This is a genomic window from Mangrovihabitans endophyticus (assembly GCF_014646155.1).
Taxonomy (GTDB): domain Bacteria; phylum Actinomycetota; class Actinomycetes; order Mycobacteriales; family Micromonosporaceae; genus Actinoplanes; species Actinoplanes endophyticus.
On the sequence record NZ_BMMX01000002.1, the window covers coordinates 123,365 to 150,148 of the forward strand.

The 26,784-nt window shown below is 70.0% G+C and carries 18 protein-coding genes and 2 pseudogenes; 10 read left to right on the forward strand and 10 right to left on the reverse strand.

All coding sequences use genetic code 11. The annotated features are described in order from the left end of the window. Both IEY73_RS05345 and IEY73_RS05350 read right to left on the reverse strand, forming a co-directional pair. Positions 1–1,404, reverse strand: coding sequence for an amino acid adenylation domain-containing protein (locus IEY73_RS05345; protein WP_189077950.1), 1,404 nt, complete (start codon positions 1,402–1,404; stop codon positions 1–3). Positions 1,405–1,525: 121 nt separating this feature from the next. After that, a complete protein-coding gene (locus tag IEY73_RS05350) occupies positions 1,526–2,320 on the reverse strand; it encodes an LLM class F420-dependent oxidoreductase (protein ID WP_189078110.1) in 795 nt (264 codons plus the stop codon). 236 nt (positions 2,321–2,556) lie between these two features. Between IEY73_RS05350 and IEY73_RS05355 the strand changes: the two genes are divergently transcribed. Continuing rightward, positions 2,557–3,516: a GMC family oxidoreductase gene (locus IEY73_RS05355; protein ID WP_189077951.1), complete on the forward strand. Its 960-nt coding sequence runs from the start codon at positions 2,557–2,559 to the stop codon at positions 3,514–3,516. Positions 3,517–3,590: 74 nt separating this feature from the next. Further along, a pseudogene (locus tag IEY73_RS05360) lies at positions 3,591–4,327 on the forward strand (SDR family oxidoreductase). A gap of 10 nt (positions 4,328–4,337) precedes the next feature. Here IEY73_RS05360 and IEY73_RS05365 read toward each other — a convergent pair. Further along, a complete protein-coding gene (locus IEY73_RS05365) occupies positions 4,338–4,697 on the reverse strand; it encodes an iron chaperone (protein WP_189077952.1) in 360 nt (119 codons plus the stop codon). A gap of 41 nt (positions 4,698–4,738) precedes the next feature. Here IEY73_RS05365 and IEY73_RS34315 point away from each other — a divergent pair. Next, positions 4,739–5,452 (forward strand): annotated as a pseudogene (locus IEY73_RS34315) (aldehyde dehydrogenase family protein); the annotation flags it as partial. A gap of 154 nt (positions 5,453–5,606) precedes the next feature. Next, positions 5,607–6,164: a UbiD family decarboxylase domain-containing protein gene (locus tag IEY73_RS05380; RefSeq protein ID WP_189077954.1), complete on the forward strand. Its 558-nt coding sequence runs from the start codon at positions 5,607–5,609 to the stop codon at positions 6,162–6,164. Positions 6,165–6,178: 14 nt separating this feature from the next. On the opposite strand, the gene IEY73_RS05385 is transcribed toward IEY73_RS05380, so the two are convergent. Genes IEY73_RS05385 through IEY73_RS05400 form a run of 4 tightly spaced genes read right to left on the reverse strand, consistent with a single transcriptional unit; the run spans position 6,179 to position 8,599 of the window. Beyond that, positions 6,179–6,418 (reverse strand): helix-turn-helix transcriptional regulator, encoded by a 240-nt coding sequence (locus tag IEY73_RS05385; protein ID WP_189077955.1) that lies wholly within the window; start codon positions 6,416–6,418, stop codon positions 6,179–6,181. A 32-nt stretch (positions 6,419–6,450) separates the two neighbouring features. After that, on the reverse strand, positions 6,451–7,299 hold the full coding sequence (locus IEY73_RS05390) for an ABC transporter permease (RefSeq protein WP_189077956.1): 849 nt from the start codon (positions 7,297–7,299) through the stop codon (positions 6,451–6,453). Then, a complete protein-coding gene (locus IEY73_RS05395; RefSeq protein WP_229715558.1) occupies positions 7,296–8,261 on the reverse strand; it encodes an ABC transporter ATP-binding protein in 966 nt (321 codons plus the stop codon). Before IEY73_RS05395 ends, IEY73_RS05390 begins: the two co-directional genes overlap by 4 nt. A 47-nt stretch (positions 8,262–8,308) precedes the next feature. Next, positions 8,309–8,599 carry a hypothetical protein gene (locus IEY73_RS05400; RefSeq protein WP_189077957.1) on the reverse strand — a complete coding sequence of 97 codons (291 nt, stop codon included), beginning with the start codon at positions 8,597–8,599 and terminating at the stop codon, positions 8,309–8,311. A gap of 202 nt (positions 8,600–8,801) precedes the next feature. Here IEY73_RS05400 and IEY73_RS05405 point away from each other — a divergent pair, with 202 nt between their 5' ends. After that, positions 8,802–10,379 (forward strand): tetratricopeptide repeat protein, encoded by a 1,578-nt coding sequence (locus IEY73_RS05405; RefSeq protein ID WP_189077958.1) that lies wholly within the window; start codon positions 8,802–8,804, stop codon positions 10,377–10,379. A gap of 2 nt (positions 10,380–10,381) precedes the next feature. Then, a complete protein-coding gene (locus tag IEY73_RS05410; RefSeq protein ID WP_189077959.1) occupies positions 10,382–11,506 on the forward strand; it encodes a hypothetical protein in 1,125 nt (374 codons plus the stop codon). Positions 11,507–11,667: 161 nt separating this feature from the next. On the opposite strand, the gene IEY73_RS05415 is transcribed toward IEY73_RS05410, so the two are convergent. Next, positions 11,668–12,126, reverse strand: a complete 459-nt coding sequence (locus IEY73_RS05415) for a VOC family protein (RefSeq protein WP_189077960.1) — start codon at positions 12,124–12,126, stop codon at positions 11,668–11,670. Next, on the reverse strand, positions 12,123–12,614 hold the full coding sequence (locus tag IEY73_RS05420) for an acyl-CoA thioesterase (RefSeq protein WP_189077961.1): 492 nt from the start codon (positions 12,612–12,614) through the stop codon (positions 12,123–12,125). Before IEY73_RS05420 ends, IEY73_RS05415 begins: the two co-directional genes overlap by 4 nt. Positions 12,615–12,824: 210 nt before the next feature. Between IEY73_RS05420 and IEY73_RS05425 the strand changes: the two genes are divergently transcribed. Genes IEY73_RS05425 through IEY73_RS05440 form a run of 4 tightly spaced genes read left to right on the forward strand, consistent with a single transcriptional unit; the run spans position 12,825 to position 25,366 of the window. Next, positions 12,825–13,796, forward strand: coding sequence for a glycoside hydrolase family 16 protein (locus IEY73_RS05425; RefSeq protein WP_189077962.1), 972 nt, complete (start codon positions 12,825–12,827; stop codon positions 13,794–13,796). A gap of 56 nt (positions 13,797–13,852) precedes the next feature. Continuing rightward, positions 13,853–14,914: a CE1758 family FMN-dependent luciferase-like monooxygenase gene (locus tag IEY73_RS05430; RefSeq protein WP_189077963.1), complete on the forward strand. Its 1,062-nt coding sequence runs from the start codon at positions 13,853–13,855 to the stop codon at positions 14,912–14,914. Further along, positions 14,898–17,153: a hypothetical protein gene (locus IEY73_RS05435; protein WP_189077964.1), complete on the forward strand. Its 2,256-nt coding sequence runs from the start codon at positions 14,898–14,900 to the stop codon at positions 17,151–17,153. Before IEY73_RS05430 ends, IEY73_RS05435 begins: the two co-directional genes overlap by 17 nt. Before the next feature lie 35 nt (positions 17,154–17,188). Further along, positions 17,189–25,366, forward strand: a complete 8,178-nt coding sequence (locus IEY73_RS05440; RefSeq protein ID WP_189077965.1) for a hypothetical protein — start codon at positions 17,189–17,191, stop codon at positions 25,364–25,366. 29 nt (positions 25,367–25,395) lie between these two features. Here the strand turns inward: IEY73_RS05440 and eccD are convergent, their stop codons facing one another. Continuing rightward, a complete protein-coding gene (eccD, locus tag IEY73_RS05445) occupies positions 25,396–26,754 on the reverse strand; it encodes a type VII secretion integral membrane protein EccD (protein WP_189077966.1) in 1,359 nt (452 codons plus the stop codon). Positions 26,755–26,784: the final 30 nt, after the last annotated feature.

The following is a 26,784-nucleotide window of genomic DNA, read 5'->3' on the forward strand; positions in this document are numbered from 1 at the left end:
TCATCCTGGCCCGTCCACGACGGTGAGGATGCCCGCGGCGGTGAACAGGGCGTCAACCAGGCCGGTCGGTGGCAACAGCACGGTGGTACCGGGCAGCAACATCTCGAAGAGGGCGGCCTTGGCCAGCTCGAACAAGACATCCTGGATCAGGATCGCTGCCGCCTCCGCAAGCCAGGAGGCGTCCCGATAGGAGGAAGGCGGGGGCGTCTGCGCGCTGCGGTCCTCCGGACGGCCGTCTGTCGGGCGGCCTTTCCACGCTTCGGCGGCTGCCCGGAGGACGGCCTGATCGGTCCGGTCGCGGAGGCGTGACGTGAGTTCGCGGCGCTCTTGATCGTCGCGGACGGTCACGACCCGGCCCAAGTCCAACCGCATCGACTTGAGCTTGACGGGATCCGCCGCCAAGGCGCGCCCCGCAGCAATCGCGAGGTCCGAAATCCTGCCGGGCGGCTCCGGCGCGGGGTGGTCCCGCCGGCCGTCCGGTGGTGAAGGCGATTCATAGGTAGGGCCGTCCGGCCCACGGGCGTCCACCGTGTCCCGGACGGGATCGGATGCTGCACGAGATGAGGAGGTATCCGGCCTGGCTGTACCCGGCGAAGTGCCGGGCCGCTGTGAAGGGGCGTCGGACGGCTCGGTCAGCATGTCCCGGGCTCCCCGGCAGTGGACCAGGAACCGCTTCCAGTCTTGCTCGCGCGTCGCGGGCGGTGGGGCCATGACCGGGAGCCGGTCATGGTCCTCGGTGAGGAAACGGGCAACGAGGTGGGCTGCCTGGCGCATGACTTCAGGGAACTCCGCCGCCTGTGTCGACAAGTCCTGGCCGGCGAAGTTGTCCACCCGCTGTGCGAAGTCGGCGAATCGGGGATCGCCGCGGGCTAGTTCCAGTGCAGCGTCAACCTGCTGCACGTGCCGGTGAGTACGCTCCGGCAGGATGCTGTCGTCAGGCAGCGGTATCGGCTCCGGTGCGCGCGGGCCGACACCTTCATACGTCGCCGGAGCCCCCTCGGTGCCGTGGTCGCGTATCGCGTCGGCTGCGTCCCGGTCGCTGTGGTCGGCCGAACGCCGGCGGACTGCTTCGTCCAAGAGATCGGTGAGAAGATCCACCGGCGGTGCGGCGAGTCCCGGCCTCGTCGTCTCGACCTTTCCGGTTCTCTCGGCCGCCGGCTTTTCGGCCCTCTCGGCCGCCGGCTCAAGCCCCGTCAGGCGCCTCGCGAACTCTTCCAGCGCCGGGATCATCTGGTCAGGCGGCAAAGGCGCTGCATCGTGGGGTGGCAATTCATCAGGGAGGTCCGACCCGTCAGTCGGGCTCGCGAAAATCCCGTCGAACACCTCCGGGTGCCAGCCTGGATCGTCGGGCACGCCGTGGTCATCGGGACGGTCGTCGTCTTCTCGCGGAATGTCGAAGTCCATCCGGGTGTCCTCCGCCGACGGGGACAGGCTCGTCAGCAATCGTAGGCGCTACGGCAAGCGACCATCTGAGTCCACACGTCGCCGACCTCGGCGCTGGTCACCAACGAGCAACGCGGTCACCTCATGACCGTGACGCTTGGGCGTTGTGCTCGTCGCGCCAGGCGAGCCAGCGGCGCAGCCCGTCCAGGTTGAAGTCCGGCCCGCGGGTCATCAGGGTGAACATGCCGGCGCCGCGCTCGCGCAGCCGCGTCCCGACGGTCCACGGGTCGCCGTCGACGAACACCGCACGTTCGATCGTGGCCGGATCTCGCTGCAACTGGTCGCAGTAGCTGTCGAGCAGACGGGACTTCTCGCTGAAGGCGTCGTCCTCGGCGAAGGTCTGCCAGATGTCGGCGTAGCGGGCCACCAGCCGCAGAGCCTTCGCACCGTCGGCGGCCACCAGGATCGGCAGCTTGCGGACCGGACCCGGGTTCAGCAGGGTCATGCGGCGTTCGATGCGGTGCAAAGCCTCGCCCAGTTGCTGCACGCGCTGAGCCGGTGAGCCGAACTCGAAGCCGTACTCCTTGGCCTCCCACTCCCTGAAGCCCGCGCCGAGGCCGAGGATCAACCGGCCGTCGCTGACGTGATCGACCGTGCGGGCCATGTCGGCCAGCAGATCGGGGTTGCGGTAGGCGACGCAGCTGACCAGGGCGCCGATCGCGGCGTGGCTGGTGGACTCGGCCCACGCGCCGAGCATGGTCCAGCACTCGAAATGTTTGCCGGACGTGTCCTTGCCCAGGGGGAAGAAGTGGTCCCAGTTGAAGATCGCGTCGGCCCCGAGCGCATCGGCTTGCGCGGCGGCCCGCCGGATGGCCGCATAGTCGGCCCGCGACGGTGGGATCTGGATCGCGACCCGGATCCTGGCCGGTGTGGTCATCACGATCGAGATCTTAGGCCTGCGGCGTGCCCGACCTGACGGGTCCTCGCGGCACCCGGCCCTGCCGGCCCCTTCGTCATTGCCCGGCCACGACGCGCTGCCGGCAACGGCAAGCCCACGGTACTGCGACCGGAGCCCGCACGGTTGCCGGCTGTTACGAGGGCAGGCGTACGACGCGCTGGAAGTCCCGCAGCGCCCAGGGCCGGCGACCGCGGACGGTGAGTTTTCCGCTCAACATGGCACGCGGTTTGCTTACTCGGCTGAACAGCACCAGGTTGAGCATCGAGCCGGGCTTGTCCCGCCGCCGCGTCTACCTCCCGCGCGGACGCGTGCTGGGCGGGTCCAGCTCGATCAACACCATGGTCTACGTCCGCGGGCACCGGCTCGACTACGACGGCTGGAACCAGTCCGGCTGGCGTTACGCCGACATGCTGCCGTACTTCAAACGCTCGGAGGACAACGAGCGGGGTGCATCGGAGTACCACGGCACGCTGGTGTTCGCCCACTCGCAGCCGATCAGCCTGATCACCGCCAACCAGCCCGCGAACGTGGAGTTGTTCCGCACCGAGGGGCGCGGCCCGCTGACCGCCAACGGGCCGGAGGCGGGCGGTTTCGTCCGGCTGGGCGACGCAGTGGCCGCCCCCGACGTGGAGTTCCTGGCCGCGCCCGTGATGTTCGTCGACAGCGGCCTGACCCCGCCGACACAGCACGCGTTCTCGTTCGGCCCGTCGATGCTGACCCCGCACACCCGCGGCAGCGTGTCTCTGGCCTCCGACGAGCCGACGGCGAAGCCCTACATCTCGCACGACTACTTCGCGGACGGACGCGATCTGGACGCCGCCGTCGAGGCCACCCGTGCGGGCCTGCGCATCGCCCGGCAGAAGGCGCTGGAGCCCTACACCGAGACCCCGTTCGAGCTGCCCGCGTCGGACTCCGACGCCGACGTGCGCGACTTCATCCGGCATTACGCCCACTCGATCTTCCACCCGGCCGGCACCTGCGCGATGGGGTCGGTCGTGGACGCCGACCTGCGCGTCCAGGGCGTCGACGGGCTGCGGGTCGTGGACGCCTCGATCATGCCGAGCCTGGTACGGGGCAACCCCAACGCCCCCACCATCGCCATCGCCGAGAAGGCCGCCGACCTCATCGCCGGCACGACCGCCCCCGAACCCGAGATCGTCGCCGCGGCGGGCTGAGCCGCCCCGGTCGGCCGGTGTCACCAGGCGGGCGGTGGATCTCTGTGCGATGGCTTATCACCGGGGCCGGCGGAATGCTCGGCCGCGACCTGGTCGCCCGGCTCGGGCGCGAGGCGTTCCCGGGCGATGTGACGGCCGGGCTGGACCGCGCCGCCTTGGACGTCACCGACCCCCGGGCGCTGCGCGGGGTCTTCGCCGAGCTGCGCCCCGAGGTCGTGGTCAACTGCGCCGCGCACACCGCCGTCGCCGCTATCGAGTCGGACGCCGAGCAGGCCGCGCGGGCGTTCGCGGTCAACGGCGACGGCCCGCGCCTGCTCGCCGAGATGTGCACCGCGCACCGGTCCCGCCTTGTCCACGTCTCCACCGACTACGTGTTCGCCGGCGACGTCCGCTCCCCCTGCCCCGAGGATCACCCCTGCGCGCCGGGCACGGTGTACGGAAGCAGCAAGCTGGCCGGTGAGCGGGCCGTGCTCGACCCTCCTGGACCGTTGACGTTGCTGGGCATCTCGTCACGGTCGGACGCACCCCGGAGGCGGCTGGCATCTTCCACGCTACCAACGCCGGCGTCGCCAGCCGGTACGAGCTGGCGCGTGAGGTGTTCCGGCTGGCCGGCGCGGACCTGGCCCGGGTGCGCCCGACAAGCGCAGCCGCGTACGGCCACCCGGTGCCGCTGCCCGACTACTCAGCGCTGGCGCACGATCGATGGCGTGAGATCGGGGCCGCACCGCCGCGGCACTGGCGCCCCGCGCTGCGCGAGGCCATGGAATCCTTCGCCGAGCAGATGCCCGGATGGACGCGCGATCGGTCGTGAGCAGCCGGCGTCATTTACCCCGGATCTCCTTGACGCGCTCGTCGAACACCGCCTTGACGATCTTTTTGGGCAGCGGCTTGTCGGGCGGGAATCGGATCGTGCTCTCGGCCGTGTCGTAATCCTTCAGAAGATCACCGAGGCGGCCGAGCGCCGTGTCGCTCCAGACGTACAGCGCCGAATGGCGTTTGTGCGCCTTGAATCCGCCGAGCGGCTGGCCGTCCAGTTTGAAGTAGGGCCGGCTGTAACTGATCTGCTCGGTGGCATCGGGGTAGAGCTTCTTGATCTGCTGATAGAGCTCTTCCAGGGCCGCGCGGTGCGTTTCCGGAACCGACTTGAAATAGTCGTCGACGCTCTCGATTTTGGAAGCCATATTCCCAGACTTTAACAACCGTCGGGTCGACCGACGCCCTGGTGCGGGAAACCGGCAAACCGATCGGCGAGGCGCGGCAGGAGGTCGCCGCCGCGGCCGACGCGCTGGCCTACAACGCGGGCCTCGCCGGTGTCGTCGGCGGCGGAGCGGGCGTCCTGCCCGATGGCTCGGTCGCCCATCTGGTCCGCGAACCGGTCGGGCTCACCACGTTCATCGTGCCGTGGAACTGGCCGCTGCTGCTCTTGCTGCGCGACCTCGCCCCCGCCCTGGCTGCTGGGGTCACCGCGCTGGTCAAACCGGCGCCGCAGACGACCCTGGTCACCAGCCGGGTGCTGGTGGATCGCCGGCGCTACGCGGAGGTACTCGAACGGTTGGTGTCCTTGCTGGAGGCCATGCCGGTCGGGCACCCCGCCGACGAGCGGACCTGCATCGGCCCACTCATCTCGCCGGCCGCCGGCGAACGCCTGACCGATCTGCTCGGCGACCCGGGGCCTGCCACGGTGGTGACCGGCGGCGGCCGCGTCCCGGTTCCCGGGCTGAAGGGTCATTTTTCCGCTCCCGCCGTGGTGACCGGGGTCGAGGCGGCCTCGCCGCTGGTCCAGCAGGAGCTGTTCGGCCCGGTCGTCACCGTGGAGCCGTTCGCCGACGAGGCCGACGCGGTGCGCCTGGCCAACGCCACCCCGTACGGCCTGGCCATGGGGGTGTGGACGAGAGACGTCGACCGGGCCTGGCGGCTGGCGCGGGCGCTCCAGGCCGGCACGGTGTGGATCAACGGATACAACCGGTCGTACCCGGCGATGCCCAGTGGCGGGACAAGTCCTCCGGGCTCGGCCGCACCCGCGGGTTGGTCGGCGTCGAGCAGTTCACCGAGCTCAAACACGTCCACTTCAGCGTCGCCGGGGTGCTCGCGTGACCGGCGGCGACTGGCCCGCGCGCCAGGACATGCGTTCCTGGCTGCGGCATCTGGACACGCACGGCGAACTGGGCCGAATCCGGACCGCGATCAGCCCGAAGCAGGAGGTCTCCGCGGTACTGGACCGGGTCGACGGACGCCGCGCGGTGCTGTTCGACCGGATCGACGGCGCGCGATTCCCGCTCGCCGGCAACCTGCTGCCCGGCCGCGCCCCGGCAGTCGACGCGCTGATGGCCGTGCTGGCGCTGGGCGGGACGGTGAAACGAGCCGTGGTGGTGGACGACGACGTGGACATCTTCGACGACGAACAGGTCGGCTGGGCGGTCGCGACGCGGGTGCAGGCCGATCGCGACGTCCACGTGGTGCCGCGTGCCCGTGGCAGCAGCCTGGATCCCTCGGCACCCGACGGCGTCACCGCGAAGCTCGGCATCGACGCGACGGTCCGTGGACCCGCCCGGGCCCGGCACGCCCGCATGCGCGTCGGTCCCGTCGCCGAGGAACGACTGGCCCGGTTCCTGGCCGAGGTCGAGGCGCCCGGCCGGGCGCACCCCTGAGGCCCGGGGCCTGGTCAGGCCGGGTGGTCGACCTTGCCGATCCGGGGGAACGGCGACAGCGAGAACACGACCTCCATCGGAAGCTCGAAGTACTCCGCGATCCGCATGGCGAGGTAGAGGCTGGGGCTGTACTCACCGCGCTCCAGGTAGCCCACGGTCCGGTAGTGCACGCCCAGCGCCTGAGACAGCTCCCGGCGGGAGACGCCCCGTTCGACGCGCAGCATGGCGATGCGGTTGTAGACGGTTTCGGCCATCGCTCGTCTCGACACCCGGCCTCTCGGTTCGGTCAATAGCCCCGCTGCAGAGCGCGTTCCCTGCGGGCCTCCACGACCGAGCCGGATTCGCCACGCGCCATCCGGCGCAGCACGCCGAGGGCGAGGAACATCCCGACCACCGCCCACACGGCGAGCACGACGGCCGTCTCGACGGTTCGCCATCCGCCGCCGAGTTCGGCGGCGGCGGCCGCGTCGTCCAGCAGAGCCGAGCGCATGCCCAGGCCGAGCCAGTATATGGGGAACACCTGGCCGATCCCTTGCAGCCACCCGGGGAGCCCGGTGATCGGATAGAAGATCCCGGAGATGGCGATGAGGACGGAGATGCTGAGGAAGGTCAGCCCGAAGCTGGAGGCGGCGCTCTTGACCAGCCCACCGGCGATCGCGCCCAGCGGCACCGTGGCCAGCAGCCCGAGCGCGATCACCCACAGCAGCGTCAGCCAGTCGCCGACGCCGTCGGGCGCGACCCCGTCGAGGAGGAGCAACCCGGCGATGAAGATGATCGCGATGTTGAACACGGTGACGATGGTGGCCAGCGTTAGCTGCGAGACCAGGTAGCCGAACACGCCGTTGGGAACGGCTCTCGCCCGCAGCAGGGTGCCGTCCTCACGGTCGGTGGCCAACTTTCCCGCAACGCCCATGAAGCCGCCCTGGGCCACCAGCATGCCCAGGATGCTCGGCAGCGTCAGCGCCGCCAGCGACGTGCCCTCGATGCGGGAGTCACGCTGGAAGAACAACACCGTGATGAAGGCAATGTTGATCAGCACGGTCCAGGTCATCTCCGGCACGCTGACCAGCATGTGCCGGAACTCGATCAGGCCGCGGTCGGCGCCCAGGCGAACGGCGTACGCGTCGGGGCTCATCCCGTGGCCTCCTCGAAATTGGTGGCTGCCTTGCCGCGGCCGGTCTCGTGCTGCTGCACCAGCGCCATGTAGGCGTCCTCCAGGCTGGCCCGCCGGATCTCCAGGTCGGCGATCTCGCCGCCGTGCTGGTTGAGCAGGTCGCGCACGTAGTGTGTGGCGTCGTCGGTCGGATGGACGAACTGCTTCCCGCCTCGGCTCCAGCGCACCTCGGCGTCGCGGGAGAAGTGACGGGTGAGCTCGTCGGCGCTGCCCTCGGCGACGATGCGCCCGTCGGCCAGGATCAGGATGCGGTCGGCCAGTTTCTCGGCCTCGTCGAGGTCGTGGGTGGTCAGCAGGATGGTCGTGTCTTCCATGTCGGACAGGCGATGCACCAGATCGTGGAAGTCGCGCCGGGCCTGCGGGTCGAAACCGACCGTGGGCTCGTCCAGGAACAGCAGCTCGGGCCGACCCACCAGGCCGACCGCCACATCGAGGCGGCGCCGCTGGCCGCCGGAGAGCGCGGCGATGCGTTTGTCGGCGTTCTCGGTCAGGCCGACCGTCTCGATCAGTTCGTCGGTGGCGTACGGGCGGGGCCGGTCGGGGGTGGCATAGCCGGCGTAGTACCGGCCGATGTGGTTCAGCAGCTCGCGGACCTTCCACTGTGCGTGGTCGCGCCAGGACTGCAGGACCACGCCGATGCGCGCCCGCCACGCTTCGTCCCCCTGGGCGGGGTCGGCGCCGAGCACGCTGACCTTGCCCGCCGAGCGCATCCGGAAGCCTTCCAGGATCTCGATGGTCGTGGTCTTCCCCGCGCCGTTGGGACCGAGCAGGCCGATGACCTCGCCCCGGCTCACGCTGAAGTCGATGCCCTGGAGAACGTCCGTCGAGCCGTACCTCATGCGCAGGTCATGGACGTCGATCACCGTCCCGCCGCCCGCTTCGGCGTTCCGGGTCTGCTCGCGCAGATCGCCGTCCTGTCTCATCCAGCTTCCTCCTTCATGGAGACTGTCGGCCGACGGTAGCACAACTACTACCAATGGACATGGTTGTGTGTCGCCAGGATGCTGTCCTGCGCCATGACGGGGACGGTCTCGACCCGGGAGTGATCGCCGACGACCAGCCGCGGCGCCGCCGCACAGGCGGTCACCGTCGCCGCGTGCCCGATCATCGAGCCGCGCATCTGCGGAATGGTGAGCAGCGACGCACCGTCGAAGATCAGCGAATCGGCCAGCCCGGTGGCACGCAGCAGGCAGTCCCGGCCCACCAGCTCGGCGTGGTACTCGCGGCGCGCAGCCGGCGAGTCACCGGCATACCGCACCACAGCGCATCTCCCGCCGTGCGCCGCGCATTCGTCACGCGAACCTGGCATGCATTGTTACATTTCAATAGATAAACGGAAGAAGAGCCCGCGCCTACACGATGGCGCTGCGGTATGGGCACACTGAGAACGGTTCATGACAGCTAGAATCTCGTCGATGGCCAGGACGGGGGACGTTCGACGGCCGGGGCGCAAGGAGTCCATCATGGATTCCGCGCTTCCGGAGCACCGGGCCGCCTTCGCTTCCCGGCTTCGAAAGCTGCGGCACGAGTGCGGAGAGCCGCCCTACCGCGCGATGAGCGCGCTCGCGCACTGCAGCTTCGCGTCGCTCTCCAGCGCGGCTGCGGGTCGTCGCCTGCCGAGCTGGGAGACGACCCGAGGGTACGTGACCGCCTGCCTGCGCCACGCCGATCGGGCGGCCGAGATCGACACCGTCCTGCCCCGGTGGCACCATGCGTGGGAGGTCGCCTCCGCGCGGGACAAGTCATACCGTCCGCCGCCCCCGATGCCCGAGCCCGCTCCCCCGCCCACGCGTGTTGCTCCACGCCGGGCGTGGCGGGGAGCAGCCGTACCGGCCGCGCTCGTCGCACTGGCGCTGCTCACGATGGCCACAATGGCCGGCGCCGCGGCCCGTCCGCCCGCCCCGGCACCGATGAACGGGCTGTTCAACGTCCTCGTTGTGCCTTTTCGGGGGCTGTCCGCGCTGGAGGCGACACTCGCCCGGGACCTCACGCAATGGGCGGGAGCCGAGCCGATCGTCGCAGTGCGGGGCCCGTCCGGCGTCCGTCCGGTCGCTCCGGACCTGCTGGCTCACGCGGGAGCGGAGCACGGCGCCGACGTCGTCCTCACCGGTGGTCTGCGGATGGCCGGGGATCTCTGGACCCTGACGATCGACGTGGTGCTGACCGATCGGCTGTTCAGCGAGACCCCGGAGCTGGTCGGCCGCCACGAGATCAACCTGACCGAGCCGGCCGATGTGATCCGCGGCAACCTCGAGGTGAACCGCCAGCTCATCGGCGACGCGGTGCGCTACGTGCAGGCGGTGGTGTCGTTCGTCCGGGGGCTGGGGCGCTACGCGCTGGACGACTATCCGGGGGCGGAGCACTATTTCCGTACGGCCGACACGGGGTTCTCGGCGCTCAGGAACGCGATCCGGGCCGAGGTGGTCCTGCTGATGCTGGGCAACGCGGTCGGGCGGACCGCCCGGTATGCCGAGGCGGCGCGGGTCTTCCAGCGGGCGCTGACGGCGAATCCCGGGTACGCGCGGGCCAAGATCGGCCTGGCCGAGGCGCTGCGGGCCGGCTCCGCCCGCGATCCCGCCGGGCTGCGACAGGCGCTCGGGTTGTACGAGTCGGCGCTGGCCGTCCCGGCGAGCATGTTGCAGCAGATGAAGGCTCGGCTGGGGCTCGGGCTCACCTACCAGAGCCTCAGCCGTCTCCACGACGGTGATCATTGGGCCGCGGCGGACGCCGAGTACGCCGCTGTGCTGCGGGCCCAGGCGATCGCGGGTCTGCGGGGCGAGACCGGGCGGCAGGCGATGCGGCTGGCGGCGGAGGCGCGAGCCGGTCAGGCGTTGACAGCGTGGTCGTCCCAGCGCTACGACCGGGCTGCGGTGGCCTACGAGGAGGCGCTCGGCCTGCTCAGCCGGATCGGTGTCGACCGGCCGACGATCCGCGACCGGGAGCAGATCTTCCTGCACAACCTCAGAGACGTGTACGCGGCCTCCGGCGCGGCGGCCCAGGCGAGGGATGTCGAGGCTCGCATCCGCCGCACCGGAGGCTAACCGTGACCGTCCGGCTCCTGACCCGCCGCGCCGCGGTCCCGCTGATCGCTGTCGTCGCCAGCGTGACGACCGTGTCGATCTGGCTCGCCGACGACTCGCAGCGACCGGCGAGTCGTCCGCCGAGCGACGGGGGCACCGCGTCCGCGCCGCCCGCGCCGATCGGCACCGATCCCCCGTCTCCGGTCCAGCCGGATCCCTCGCCGACGGCGGCTGCCCCGGCCGACCTTGCTTTCGGCTCATCGTCACCAACCGCGACGCCGTCGTCGTCGAAGTCCTCCCGCAGGGCCGCCCACGGAGCCGGTCCCGCCCACGGAGCCGGTCCCGGCCGCACGGTGCCGCCCGGCCCGCCCGGCCCGCCCGGCTCGTCTCCGCCGGCCACCGTCCCCGTGCAGTCCGCCTCTCTCGACGAACTGCTCCAGCAAGACGCGACGGCGCCCGCCGGCGTGCCTGCCCAGCTCAATCTCTTCCTGGGTGGCGGGCCGTCGTGCGATTCTTCCGGCTCCACCGTCCCGCGGATCCTGCTGTGGAAGTACGTCATCGAGGTTCCGAGCGTGCCGGTGCTCTGTTTCGAGAACTTTGACCGGGACCACGACGTGTCGCTGGTGTTCACCGATCCGAACGGTGCCGCGGAGCGGGCCGTCATGCCCGGCCCGTTCAGCGAATTCGAAGGGCTCTTCCACCCCGTTCCTCCGGGTGCCGTGATCGGCCGGTACCGCGTCCGCGCCACCCAGGGTCGGACGACCGCGACCACCGAGTTCCAGGTGGTGAGGGCCACGAAACCGCGGATCTGGGTGCATCCCCGGCAGGCCACCGCGGGAACCACTGTCGACATATACCTCGGCGGTTTCCCGCCGTCCGAGCGGGCCGATCTGCATCTCTACTCAGGCTGTGGGACGCAGCGCTACCGGGCCAAGGCCACCGTGATGATCGACCGGCGAGGCGAGGCACACGTCGCGCTGAGCACCAGCACGACCGGCGCGGTGGGCTGTTACGCCGTGAACAATCCACTGGTCTTCGTCCCCTCGGACCCTCCACCCGAGGTGGAAGGCCCGACCACCACGACCTTCTTCGTGCGAGAGCCCGAGGATCCGCCGCCCCCGTGCGGGGCCCCGCCGCTGCGCTGCTGAGTTCAACGCGCCTTCCTGGCTGGGCGGTCGGTACACCAGGAGGCAGTCGGAGCCGGCACACGCCCATCGCGCGCCTCGTCGTCGTTGGCCGCCCACGGGCCGCGGATGTCGCCCGAGCAGAGGTCGCCCTGTTGGTTTCGGCGCACGTCGTGCCGCTCGGCTCATTCTCGATCCGGATGCTGCATCAGCTCCACCGCGGTTCCGTCCGGACCCCAGAGGTAGACGACGCGGACGCCGGTCAGCGGCCCGGCTGACATCTGCACGACCGGTGCGCGCGTCGTCCAGCCATGGCGGCCACCGGCAGCTACTGCCGTCTCGATGTCGTCGACGTCGACCGCGACATGGATCGAGCCGATGTCGCACGGCCTCGGGGCGTAACGCTCCCGGGCCGCTGGCTTCTCGTATTCCAGCAGCTCCACCATCTGGTTCGCCCGCGCCAGGACGGTCACTCTCGTGCGGGCGCCCTGGACGCCGGTGATGGCGTCGATCTCGGGCCCTTCGGAGACCACGCTTTCCACCACCGGGCTGAAGCCCAGGACGTCGTGCCAGAATGCGACGGCGGCATCGAGGTCGCCGACGGTTATGCCGACGTGGGCGAAACTCTGCGGTGTTCCGGTCATGCCAAGTCCTCCGTCATCAAGGTCCGCGACGCGGGCGCGACGCCGGCGACGGCGTCGGTTCCCAGGAGAATGCGCTCGCTGGCGGCACGCACGTTGGCCGGCCACGGGGCAGGCAACCGGGTCTGCGCATCAAGGCGGACCAGGGTGCGGGCCCCCCGAGCGTGGACCACCTCGCCGCCGACGGAACAGATGCGGAAGCCGTGCACGGCCGACGTCGTGCCGAGTTTGTCCAGCCACAGATGCACCGCATACGTGCCCGGCACCACGATCGGCAGGTCATAGGCGATCCCCATCTCGCGCACCACGCTGTGGCCGTCGTCCGGGAGGAAGGTCCATTCATTGGCGAAGGCAATACCCTCCGACCTCCAGTGATTGACCCACGCCCGCTCGACGAGCAACGCGTACCGGCAATGGTGCAGCGTGCCGAAGCTGTCCAAGTCGTCGAAGTGGACGTCGACCTTTTCCACGACACCGTGTGCGATGTCCATGATGCGAGCAGTTCCTTCCTCGAAGAGCCGTGCTTGCCGGCCGGGCCGGCCGGCCCCGGTCAGGCACGGCCGGTCCGGTGTTGGCGACCCGCCCAGCATCGACGGCCCTACCGCGGACAGGTCAAGATCGCAGGAGGGGTACGGGTAAGCACAAAGCACTTTGGTCCCAAGATCGGCCAGGCGGCGAATGGATGCCCCTATGGTCCGCCCATGCCGCTTTTCGCTCCCTTGCCCCGCACGAAGAACATACGCCGCCGGTTCGTCCGCGCCGGCCTGTCGGCGCTTGTCCTCGGAACTGCCACCGTGGTCGCCGCCGCCGTCACGACCGGCGCCGATGCGGCGACCGTGGCGGCGGGCGGCGCACCGGCGCCACCGCACGGTTTCGATCTGACCTGGCACAGCAACTTCACCGGCCGCTCCGGTTCCGGCGTCAGCACCGATCTCTGGAAGTACGACACGGGTCCGGGCAGCAGCTTCGGCACCGGTGAGATCGAGACCATGACCAAGAGCACCAAGAACGTGTACCGCGACGGTTCGGGTCATCTCGTGCTCAAGGCGCTGCATCACGGCAGCGATCCAGCGAGCGGCTGGACCTCCGGGCGCATCGAGACTCGCGAGGACGGCTTCAAGGCGCCCGCCGGGGGCGTCCTGCTGGTCAAGGCCTCCATCAAGCAGCCCGATGTGAAGGCCGCCAACGGGGCCGGCTACTGGCCGGCGTTCTGGATGCTGGGTTCCACCGTGCGTACCGGCACGACCTGGCCTGCCTCGGGTGAGGTCGACATCATGGAGGACATCAACGGTCGTAGCTCGGTGTTCGGCACCATGCACTGCGGTGTCAATCCGGGCGGGCCCTGCAACGAGTCCACCGGTGTGGGCAGTGGCGAACGGCCCTGCCGCGGTTGCCAGGCCGGCTATCACACCTACGCGGTGCGCATCGACCGGTCCGTCTCCCCGGAGGAGATCCGGTGGTACCGCGACGGCACGAACTACTTCACCGTCAAGGCCAACCGGGTCGGCGCTGCCACCTGGAACCAGGCGGTGCACCACGGCTTCTTCATCATCTTCGACCTGGCCATCGGCGGCAGCTTCCCGAACGCCTTCGGTGGAGGGCCTACCGCACGGACCGCCAGTGGGCACGCGATGAAGGTCGATTACGTGGCCGTCTACACCAAGAAGCCCTGAGTCCGCAGCCGAGTCGGTGATCGGCGAAGACGTCGAACAGAGGGGAGCAATCGCGGATGCAGTTCGGTGTCTACAGCGTCGGCGACTGCCGGCCCGATCCGGTGACCGGACGGTCGCCCGGCGGCCGGGAGCGCATCGCCGGTTTGCTGCGGATCGCGCACGCCGCGGAGCAATCCGGATTCGACGTCTTCGCCCTCGGCGAGCACCACACGCCGCCGTACGCGGTGTCCTCGCCGGTGCCGGTGCTGGCCCATCTGGCGGCCACCACCCACACCGTGACCTTGTCGACGGCGACCACGCTGGTCACCACCAACGACCCGGTCCGCCTCGCCGAGGACTATGCGACGCTCCAGCTCCTCGCCAACGGCCGGATGGATGTCATGCTCGGCCGCGGCGTCGACCTGAACGGCTATCGTCTCTTCGGCCGCAACCCCGAAGATGGTGCGCGGCTGGCCGCCGAGAACTACGACCTGCTCCGCCGGCTATGGGATGAGCAGCCGGTCACCTGGCAGGGATCATTCCGCTCCCCGGTGGATTCCGTCACGTCGACGCCGCGCCCGCTGGACGGCACGCCACCGTTCGTATGGCACGGTTCGACGCACAGCCGCGAAACCGCTGAGCTGGCCGCGATGCACGGCGACGGGTTCTTCGCCATGAACAGCTTCTGGCCGCGCGAGCACACCCGCCGGATCGTGGCGGTCTTTCGGGACCGGTACGCCCATCACGGCCACGGTAGCGCCGACCAGGCCGTTGTCGGGCTCGGCGGCCACGTCTTCGTGCGCGCCAACAGTCAGGACGCCGTCCGCGACTTCCGGCCGTACTTCCACGCCTCGTCCGGGTACGGCGGCGCCTCGCTGGACGAGGCGATGGCGTCGGCACCCCTCGTGGTGGGAAGCCCGCAACAAGTCATCGACGGTGTGCTCGGATTCCGCGAATACGCGGGGGACTACCAACGCCAGTTGTTCGCCATCGACCACGGCGGTCTGCCCCTGGCGGTGGTGCTGGAGCAGATCGACATGCTCGGCGCAGACGTCCTTCCGGTTCTGCGCCGCGAAACGGGCGGTCCGGCCGGTGACGGATCACTACGGAGAGGAAGTTCGCATGTCGGCACTGGATGAGTGCGACGAGTATCCGCTCCAGATCGGCGCCCGCCAGTACCTGATCAGCACCGCGTCGACCGCCACCATCGACCACCAGCGGCTGGCCGATCTCGCCGTGCAGACCTCGGTTCCCGGTGACGTGTCGGTGTTCGTGGCGTCGATTGACGTGTCGAGTCCAGGTATCCGCAGATACCTGGAGCATCTGCGGGCCAGCGGAGTCGATGCGGTCGCCGTGGTTTTCGACCCGGTCACCACCGCCCTCGTGCACGAGGGCCACCACCTGATCGAGTCGCAGCGGCAGCTCGGCATCCCGGTGCACGTACCGGATCCGGCGGCCCTCCCGGGGGACGCGGCGCACCGGCACATCCCGGTGACCACCGACGCGCAGCGGACCACCCCCGGCCAAGCGGCGGGACACCGGTTGGTGTCGGACTCGGCCGCGGAACAGCACCGTCACTGGCAGCGGCTCATCGACGCCGTCACCGCTCAGGGGCCGTCGCCGGCTCTGCTTTCCGCACTCCCCCGGTCCGCGCCGGGCTCCGACCTGGCCGTTCACCTCGCCGTCCCGTACGCGCTGCAGGGCAATCTGCCGGGCCTGTCCGTTGCGGAGGAGCTGTTGTCGTCCCTCGCGCCGGTCACGCCAGCGACCTTGGAAGGCGCCTTGCGGGGCACTTTCCAGCGCATCGAGCCCGCGGTGCTGGCCGGCGAATTCGACCACGGGAACGCGTCGGCCATGCTGGCTCACGGATGGCTGGCCGACCGTTCACCGGCGTGGTTCTGGCTCTACCGCGATCCCGCAGGTGAGCTGCGATGGCTGGATCCGCGCCCGGGCGCCGAGTCCGTCTCGCCGGCGCGCCTCGTCACGACCGTGGACGGCATCCCGTCGCTGGACGGCGACGAAAGTCCGCTGGCAGCCCTGCTCGAACAAGCCGACACCACGGCGTTGCTGATCGATGCCGACAACAACGCCTACACACCGAAACGGCAGACACCTGCGGCGGCAGAACCGGCGCACGTCCCGGCGGCGGGCACCACCCGGCTGTCCGACCACACCGTCCTGGTCGGAGCCTGGTACCAGGACGGAAAATACGCGGCCAACGCCTCAAGCCTGGAGGCGTACACCGGACCCGCGACCATCATCGCGGTGAAGGTGCGGCACGAAATCCTCAAGGACTTCGATCCCGTCGGAAACCGCTACTTCAGCCGGAAGGTTCTGCAGCGCGGACTCGCGGAACGGTTCACCGCGACGCTGGCGCGGACGGACACGGCACGCATCGCGTTCCTGACCGAGACCGCTCCGGAGCTCGAATCGCTGGCGCTGAGCCTCGGCGCGTCCGTCGTCTCCGCCCGCGCGGGCGCCGACGTGGGAACCTTTGCCGTGCGAGCGCCCGGCGGCTCGTTCGAGGAGGTTTACCAGGCCCTCGGCAACGGCGTGTGGGAGACCGCGCACGCCGGAGCGACGCCACCACCGGTGCTTCCCGAACCGCTGCGCGAACTCGTGTTCGCACCGACGTGGCCGGAGGCACAGCTCCGATACCAACAACATGCGGAAACGTTCCGCGACCCGATGACCCTGGAGTCGCTTTCCGCCTATCGTGCCGCCGCGAGCGACATCGCCGGCCGTCATGATCTACCGGTGCGGTTCGAGGACCGCACCATCACCGCCTTCGAGCTTCTGGTGCGTACCGGAATCGACGCGCCCGCCTCGTCCGTGGCGCAGCCCGATGCGACGGCCGCGCAGCAATTCCCCACCGATCCGGTCGTCCCCCAGGAGCGAGAGCCCAGCGTCGACTTCCTCTTCGGATACCTCACCGACCGGCCCCTCACGGCCGAGGCGGAGGCAGCCGGCAGCCTGCCCGCGGCGACCATCTGGCTACGAGCGCTGGTCGGTCACGTGGTCGGCGGCACCCTGACCCCGGACGATCTGCTGACCCTGATGCGAGCGAAGGGGGAACTCGACGCGGAGCGGGCCCATCGGCAACCCGGCGACCGCGAGGTCCTGCGCGGGTACGCCAGCGTGATTGCCGCGCTCAACGAACTGGTCTCCAGCGCCGATCCACCCGCGGTGCCCACGGCCGCCGCGACCACACCGTTGACGGCCGAGTGGCTCACGGATCGGCTCCGGGAAGCCGGAGACTGCTTCACCGGACAAGATCGGGTCGTGCTGCTCGGACTGGCCAAGAGTTATCAGGCCCATTGGCCCGAACGGGCCGACACGGTGCAGAGCATTCTGGACTGGATCACCGACTGTCACTGATTCCTGGCACCGGCAATCTGTTCGAAGGGGTGTTGATGGTGGAGCGGCGGCCTCCGGTGTGTCTGGACGGCATGGTGGTGGTGCGGTCGGGTCGGTGGTTGTCGCCGGATCCAGCGGGTGTGCCGCCGGGGTGGGTGGTGCGGGCGTCCGCGGTGCGGGGCGTGGTGCAGGTCCATTTCGGGCCGGGGTCGCTGGGTGCGGTCGCGGTCAGGGATGCGTTGTGGCGTGAGGATCCGGGCGTGGTGGCCCGGATGGTGGAGGTGTTGGAGCCGGGGCAGGCCGCGACGATCAGTCTGGCCGAGGTGGTGGCGCGTACAGCGGTGCACGGGTTGTATGTGGATTTGCCGCGGCGGGCTGATCTGGTGGATGCGGCGGATGTGCGGTTGTTGCCGATTGATGGTCGGCATCGGGTTGTGTCGCCGGAGCGGGCCTCGGGGGTGCGGGTGCTGCCCGCCCGGCATCGGTTGCCGGGCGAGCCGTCGGCGTCTGGTGGGGGGCTGTTGTTTGCGCCGATGTCGGGGCAGATGCGTCTGCGTGCCGGAGGTGTGGAGGTGGGTCTTCCCGCCGCCGTCGTGCACCGGCGGCGGGATCTTCGTGCGGCGGCGCTCGCGGCGGCGGGTACCGCGGTGGTGCCGGGGGCATCGGTTGCGGCGTCCGGATACGCCGGATTATTGATGTTGCTGGACGGCGTCCGGGCCGGTGCGCTGTCGTCATTGACGGTGGGGACGGCAGAGGGGGGCACCGCCGAGTTCTTCGTTGTCGGCGCCCGTGACGGAGTCGCCGTGGTAGACCCGTCCGGGCAGCCTGTGCTCTTGCCGCTGCGCCCGGAGACCATCCGGCTGACGCCACTGACCTCCACCGTCGATTTCACCGCGGGCTCGGTGCGCGCCCTGGTCGGAGAGAAAGCAGCGGCGCTGCTAGCCGCCGCCCCGCCGGCCACCGACGCCGTCCCGGTCTGGTGCCTCGCCGTCGCCGCCGCCGTGCGCGACCTTCACTTCGATCACCAACCCCTGCACCCCGATCCGACCCGGCCCGACGCCACGGCCACCACCGACGATCACCTCACCCCGCACCCCCTGCACAGCCAGTGGGGACCGCCCCGCACCTGGCCGCCCGCCCGCGACTGGCACGACATCCACACCGCCATCGCCGCCGCCGACCGCAGCATCGCCTTCATCGCCGTGAACCGCCCCGACGCCGGACCGGCCACCGACGGCGGCACCGGCCACCTTTACATCGCCGTGAACACCGGTGACGGCACCGTCCAATGGATCAATCCCGACACCCCCCGCCGGCCCTACACGACGCACGACCAACCGCCCCTCGACGCCACTACCGATCTGCGCGCGCGCCTGTACACCGGCACCCGTCACGAGCGCCCCCTGCCCCCACCTACCACCACGCCGAACACCCACCTCCTCCCACCCGGCGCCCACCACTACGGCGGCCGGCGGCCGCAACCCCGGGACATCGAAGCTGCCAACACCCAGATTCCCGCCGAGGTGCTGCACGAGTTCCGCACCGCGAACGACTCCTACATCCGGGGAGTCAAGCAGCCCCTCACCGACCTGATCCTGCGCCACGCCACCGGTGACGGACGCATCCCCGGGGAGGTGATGTCGGCGGCCGTCGGCAGGGACCTCGGCTTCGCCGGGCGCATCATCAGAGCTCACCGGGCTGTGGGCGATGCCGCGAGCCTGGACCCGGAGCGGAAAAGGGCGCTCAAGGCTGCTTACGACGCTTCCGGCACCGGGCGGATGAGGGAATTCTTCGACCTGCTCAACAGGCCGGACAACCGGGCCATCAGCAATGCGGCGCTGGGAAACATCTTCGGAACCATCGAAAATCAGGCTGCCAAGCTGCGGGCGGCTGCCGCCGCGTTCGAGGAGGGACTCACCGGGGCGGCCGATCTGCAACGCGCGTATTTCCGCCGGGATTATTTTCCCGCCGAACTCGCTGACGCACTCACCAGGCACCGAGCCGACAACGTCAGCTACGCGCGGGTTGCCGCGGCTCTCTCCCTAACGCCGCGCGCAATCGAGTCTCTGTTCAGAGGTCTTCGGGCCCCTCAGCAGCACCCGGACGGCACACGCAAATACCCGTGGCAGAAGACCAGGGTTCTCTCGGTCGCCGAGATCGCCCGGCTGCGCACCGCGTTGCGGGACCGCGGCCAGGACGTGCTCGAGATCGTCGACCAGTACCGTCGCGCCGGCGTCTCCGCCGCCAGGATCGCCGACGCCCTCGGGATCGCCAACACCGTGGTTCACGGGTGGTACCGCGCGCTGGCCTCGGCCGGGTACGACCGGCACGGCCGGTTGCTCGCCATCATCGACTCCCGACCGGGAAAGATCCGGCCACGGCACCCGGTGCTGGAGAGCTACGACGGTGACGGCGAGGCGACCGTCGCCCATCTGCTCCCGGAACTGGCAGCCCAGTTCGGCGACGAACTCGGCCCGGCCGGCGGTGCGGCCCCCACCGCTCCCACCGACGTCTTCGACCCGTTCGGCGATGCGCACATCGACGACGACTACCGTGACTTCCTGCTGGCGCACATCGGCGACGACCCCCTGATCCAAGAGCCCGGCACCGAAACCGGGCACGACGTGGGCGTCGATGCGGTATCCGAGGTGGACTCGGATACCGCCATCGACCTTGACGCCCTCGATCAGACACCACCATGGCAGATCGCTGCCCAATACCCGGCCGGCTACGAGATCGAGACGGTCGGCAGCACCACCGTCGACGCCGCCGGGCTCGACAACTCGCTGCCGCTCGACGTCGTCGACCGCGTCACCGCCCTGGCGAGAACGTCCGACTGGGACGGCCTCATCGACCAGATCCACCGCCTGCCCGCCGGCGTCACCATCGCCGACGTCGCCGCCTGGACCGGCCTGGAAGAAGACTTCCTTCACCGGCTCACCACCGCGGACACCTATGTCGGCATGGTGCGTACCGGGACCGCTGCTCCCCGAGCCCTGGCCGACGCCTTGCGGCTTCTCACCGAGCCCGGCCTGAGCGCTGAGCGACGGCAGCAGTACGACACCGGCCTGCGCAACGCCGCCACCGGCTACCGCGAGGCCGTTCACACCTACCTGCACACGGCTGGGGCCCAGGCCGCTGCGGCTCCCGAAACCGCCGCCGCCCGGGCCCTCTGGGACCACTTCACCACCGCGTCGCCCACCGTCGACCTGACCACCGTCGCCATCCTCTACGACCAGCTCCACCACCAACTGCAGCAGCTCGCCCGCCCCTCCGGCCCGCAGAATCCCCTCCCCTCCCTGCACGCCCTGCTGACCGGCGGCGACCGGCCCGCCACCGAACATCTGCCACCGGGCACCCGATACCGCCTCGGCCGAGCGAGGATCACTTCCGAGGAAGCCCGGCAGCGGATTCCCGCCGGCCTCCTGGCGGATCTCTTCGACGCCGACCGCGAGTACGCCCTTGGAAACAAGGAGCCTCTCGAAGACCTCATCGTCGAGCACACCATTCAGGCAGAGGTTCCGGTCGCCGCCGCGGTCATCTCGGCGGCCCTGCACCGCAACGCCGATTTCGCCTCCAGCATCGTTCGCAAGCACGTTGCGCAAGGCAAGGCCGAGAGCCTGGACGCGACGGGTCGAGAGGCGCTCAAAGCCGCGTACGCCAACGCCGGGAACGGGCGCATGGCCGACTTCTTCGGCCTTCTCAACACGCCGGACAACGCACGCAAGAACAGCGCCACGCTCGCCCATGTCATGGGAACCTCAGCCGTCGTCGTCGGCCACCTTCGAACGGCTTCCACTGCTTTTCAGCACGGTTACGACGGAGCCGCCGAACTGCAACGAGCCCATTTTCGACGGGAGTATTTTCCCGACGATTTCGCCGATGTGCTGCACCGGCAGAGGAGCGAGCTTGTCTCCTTCGCCCAGATGGGCGGGGTCCTCTCCGTCTCATTCGACGCGATCCGCGGCTGGCTCGTCAACGACCGGCAGCGGCAGTGGCCGGACCGCACCCGCCGGTACCCGTGGCAGAGAAGCAGGCCGCTGAGCCTGGCGGAAGTCACCGGTCTGCGAGCCGCGTTCCGCAATCCGGTCGACAATCCGCTCAAACTCGTCGAACAACTCCGCCGGGCCGGCGTGACGAGCGAGACCATTTCCGCCGCCCTCGGGACCGAGGACTCCACCGTCACCCGGTGGTACGCGCAGATCAAGGCGGCCGGGAAGCGGGGGCGCTACCCGCAACCAGGGGACTTCCGGATCGGCGGGGCCAGGATCAGGCACCCCGAGTTGGAGAGGTACTTCGGCGCCGGCGCGCCGACCGTGGAGAACCTCCTTCCCGAGCTGGCGGGACTTGCCGGCGCCGTGGTGCCGCAGGCCGACGACGCGGCCGCCGAGGACAGCTTCGAGTCCGGAATGGACATCGACGCGCTGGACCAGGAACCGCCGTGGCAGATCGCGGACCGGTACACGCCCGGCGACGACTTCGACATGACGGGCGCCGCCGTCGCGGACGACGACACCGAGCCCCTACCCCTCGACCTCGTCGACAACCTCACCGCCCTGGCCCGGACGTCGGACTGGGACGGCCTGGTCGACCAGATCCACCTGCTGCCCGGCACCATCACCCTCGCCGATGTCGCCGCCTGGACCGGCCTCGAAGAGGACTTCCTGCATCAGCTCACCGGCACCGATGTCTACGTCGGCATGGCTCGCATCGACACCGATGCCACCCCGGCAGCGCTCGCCGATGCTTGGGCGATGGTGGACGCCCATGCGTCCGATTCAGTGGCCGCGCAACGAATTCATGCGCATCTGCGCGCGGCCGTCCAACACCATCATGCTGCCGTCACGCGACAGCTCCGAGCCGTGGACGACCTGCTCGGCGACGCTCGTCACGGTTCCGGCACCCCTGCGGGCATCCAGTCCGCCGAGCGGGTCCGGCAGGCACGGCTCACCGCCCGCGAAGTATGGAACGCCTTCTCCCGTACGGCCGCTGCGTCCACCGCCGATCTGAAGTCGCTCGCCGCCACCTACGATCAGGCGCACGCGGCGATGGACACGCTCGTCACCGAGCTCACTGAGTATGACGAGTCGCGCAACGCGAGCGTCGAGAATCCACTGCCGCGGGTCGACTACTTGATCAGCGGAAACATCGAGTCGCCGGTCGTCGAGGTACGGCGGGCGTCCACGTTGTTGTCCGACCTGTCGATATCGCAATCGGTGAACGCGGATCTGCATGCTCTTGCAGCGACCAAGACCGTCCAGGCTCATACGCTGAAGGACGATCTCAAGAGGCTGGCTCGGCAGAGCTTCGCCCAGGATGTCGATGCGAAATTGACCATCGCCCTCGCCCAGGCGAAGGTCCGCCGCAGCATCGCAGAATTGGACTCCGCGCGGAGCCGGTACAAGCGTCCGGCCGGCCCGAGCCGGTCGCAGGCACGCGAGCAACTCGTCGAGGCCGTCGGCGACTTCAGTGTCGCCGCCGAAACGGTCGCCCGCGTCATGCAGAGATTGATCACGGACGCCGCGGTCAAAGCGGTTGTCGCGGGCCAGATGACGAAGGTCCGGGAACGCGTCGGCGTGGGGATGCAATACGTCGGGCTCGCCTTGGACATCGCCGCGAACGCCACTGCCTTCAGCGGTTTCGCCACCGCTCCGGCGGCTGCGGCGCTCATCGGCAGCGCCTCCGTGCAAGCAGCGTTGAAAGCCTGGGAGAAGTGGCAGCGTTCGGACTATCTGCGCCGGCACAGCACGGGCGAGGCGCTGGTGCGGATGGACGAGAATCCGGATCTGATCGCCGGCAGGCTCATCGAGTCCTACAAGCAAGGTGTCGACCTGCTGCTGCGGGTCGCCGGCGCGGCCGGAGGCAGTCTGTGGCCCGCGTGGCCGTTGATCCCGCCCGCGGTGAACGCAGCCATCTCCGCGTACCTGGACGCGCGTCTCGCCGAGGCCACCGAGCATCACCGCCTGGACGGCAGCACGGCCGCGGAGCGCCTCCGGGATTATGGTCGTGACGTCTGGGCAGGCATCGGGCCGACGATCCGGGCCAAGCTCACCGATCCGTCGTTTCTCAAGACCGTCATCGAACAGATCGCCGGCGAACCCGATGCGTGGGGCATCGCCGAGCAACTGGTGGAAACCGTCGTCAAGCACATCGTCGACTTTCTCGTCGCGCTGGTGCCTCCGCACCCGACCCAGCGTATCGACGGCGACCATCTGCGCCGCCTGATCGAAGGCGTCGTCGATGTCGCGGCGAAAAGCGAACGGTTGTCCGTACCGACCACAGCAGCGCTGTCGGTCCCGGAGCATCGCCCCCCGACGGTGGCCCCGATGGACGACGCCGGCCGACGGGTGGGTGAATACAAACGATACGAGGCCGGGGGTGCGTTGTCGTACGTCGCCGTTCAGCGCAACGACTCGCTGGTCTGGATGAGGCCGGGGTACCACAGTGGGCTCATTGCCGTGCGCGCCCATGAGTCGGCTTTCGTTCCGCAGGCGCGATGGCTGCACCGTACGGTCGGTGCACGGCACTACGTCGATCCGGCCGTGGGTTATCCCGTCGCGGGCACGTGGCGCAAGCCGTGGGAGGCGCAGAACGTCTTCGTCTTCCGGCGGGACAGCGACGGCGGTGAGGAGTGGGCGCAAGCGTTCGCACCGACCTCGGGGGTGCACAGTGACGCGCTGAACATGACAGCGACGTTCTCGGTTCACCCCGACTGGCTGGTTCCGCATGTCTTCCGAGACGAGGCGACGCCGTTGGCCGTGGACATCGCGCCGGGTGGCGGGGTGCCTGCGAACGCTGCCGGCGACTTGCGGGAGTTCGCCCGGTTCGTGCTGCAGATGGCCGGTCATGTTGCGCGGCAAACCCTCGATGGCGGCGCCTCCGGCGTTCCGGTTCGGGTGCGGGTCGAGGGCGGCGGCGAGAGCGGCCTGCGCCGGGCCGGTGCGGTCCGGGACCGGCTGATCGAGCTGGTGCGCGGCGAGCTGAACCGGATCCGGACTCGGCGCGGACTGCCAGACGGCGCCGTGCCGGACGTGGCCGCGATGTTTGCGGAGCCCACGAATCGGCTCGCCGGCCCGTCACGCGCGCCCGGCGAACGGGCAGGCGGTGCAGAAGCGACACCACGACGGCGGACATTCGCCTGGGTCGAGCGCACGGACGAGCACGGTTCCGACGGCCCGCCGGCCGGGCCGGAGCTCTACGCTTCGGTCACCGAGGATGACCTGCAGACGGCTCCGTCGTGGCTCATGTCGGCATTGGCCGGGCGAACCCGGCCGGTGGACAACCTCATCGTGCTCTCCGACGCGGAGAAGCCCCGAGCGCTGCCGCGAGGGCTGACGGACGCGGCGCAGCAGCGCACGGGGCAAACGGTGATCTATGTCGACCGGCGGCTCGGGCATGCGCTGACGCCGGTGCTGTTGCGGGATCTGTCGGTGCTGCTGGCACAGCTCGGCGACGCGGGGGCGGTGCCGACGGTCGTGGTCGAGGGCGCGGCTCCGCCGGAATTGTCGGCGGTACTCGCCGGTGCGCCGCTGATCGATCAGATCCCCGCCGGGCTCGACATCCGTTTCGTGGCGCGCCGCTCGGTGGGCGACGAGCCCGTGGCGCAGGGTGAGGCCGCCGTCACGGCCGGGCTGCTGGACGCTGCCGCCCGGATGGCACGGTCCACCCCGGCCAGGGACCGGGTCAGTGAGGTGGTGGGCAGCGCCGCCTGGGCCGACGACGCGCACCAACAATGGCTGATCGCGCATTCCGCGTCATCCGTCCTGCGTACCCAGGCCGTGATGAACCGGCTGGCGGAGACGGTGGCGCGGGTTCCGCAGGCTCGCGCGCCACGGTTGTTGCTGTCGCAGTTCGACTTTTTCGGGACGTCGGTGGTGCCGGACTATGTGGCCGCCGATGACGAGCGGCGTCCGCGGGTGTTGTTCCGTGAGATGGCGCGTCGTCATGGCGAGGATCCGGGGGCGTCGTTGGGAGAGTTCGCGTCGTTGGTGGAGGCGACGGGGGCGGGAGCAGCGGAGCGGGACCGCGTTGGGCTGGATTTCACGGTGTGGGTGCTGGATCAGGTGGGGTTGATCCGGCAGGGCAGGTTCGGTGCGGTGGCGCGGTCGTATCCGAAGTCGAAGTCGGCGCAGGTGAAGCAGCAGATGGCGGAGGCGATCGGGGAGTTCGCGGCGGCGATGGACGACCATCAGGCCGAGTTGCGGGAGTTCGCCGCCATCGTCCTCGACTGCTGACCGCGGGAGGGCAACCCGCCGGGCTCGGATCAGAACAGCGTCCTGCCCACGCTGACGAGGTGAGCGAAGACGCCGAAGACGCCGAGCGTCACCGGCGCGATCATCACGCTGGCCGCCACCCCGATGGGCTCCGCCCGGCTGCGGCGCCGCGGTCGCGGGCCGCCGCCGGAGTCCGCGGGCCCGGGCAGCAACACGGTCATCGCCACCCCGGCCCCGACGACGGACAGGCCAACCGCGAGCAGCAGGGTGTCACCGGGCGCTCCCCCGCCGAGCAGTTCGGCGGCGGCGACCAGGAGGCCGAGAATGCCGGCCATCGCCGCACCGCCGGAGGCCAGCAACTCGTTGGTGAACGCGGCCTGCCGAGCCCGGGCAAGCAGCGCAACGGTGACCACCGACGCAGCGGCGATCCCGAAGGGACGGCCGGACAACGCCAGCATGGGCAGTGTCACGGCCAGCGCGGCCGCCGGGCCGGTTATCACCACCGTGAGCATCCGGCTCGACTGGTCGACCAGCCGGCCGGTGGTGTCGGCGGCGGACGGCGTTGTCGGCAGGCGCGCACCCCAGGCGGTCACCGTGGCGGCGAGGCGGCGGCTGAGCGCCAGCAGGCCGGTGCTCGCCGCCGCGACCAGGGCGGCGGTCTCGATCCGGTCCGCGGCCAGCCCGGCAGCGAGGGTGGCGACGAGTGCGGCGATCGCGCACGGGATCTCGACGGCGGCGAGGACCGTGGAGGGGGTGGCCGCGAGGGCCATCAGCACCGCGAAGTTGGCACCGGCTGTCAGCCCGATCCCACCGTAGGTGTCGCCGCCCAGCCCCTGGGCGACGAGCGCTCCGGCCGCCGCGAGGCAGGGCACGGAGGTGAGCGTCACCAGATGCACCAGCACCTCGGGCACGCCGGTCTCACGCTGACGCAGACCCCAGGCGGCGCCGAGCATCGCCAGGCCGGCGATGATCAAGCTGATGGCGGAGCCGGTGCCGCCGTCGGCTCGCCACGCCGCGTATGCCGCCGCGATGGCGAGCCACACCAGGCCGAAGGCGATGACGACCGGGCCGGGGTGACCGCTGGCGCGGCGTTGCCGGGCCGTCTCGTCGGCCACGAACTCGTCCAGATCCTTGACCACGGGAGCATCGCCGGGTTCCCGGGCCGTGTCACGCAGGTAGAGCACATCACCATCGACCACCCCGAGATCGCTGAGGCTGGCGTCCAACGGGAACGGCGGCGAGTCCGCCGCGGCCAGCGACCAGACCGGCGACATCGGCCCGGTTGGCTCATGGCCGCAGAGTTCGGCCAGCCGAGGGGCATACTCACCGATCATCGTCCGGGACGGCACCGCGAGATCGACGCGTTTCCGGTCACCCACGACCGATATCCGGCTCAACTGGCTAGCCATGGCGATCGCCTTTCGCGTTGGTCTGGTGCG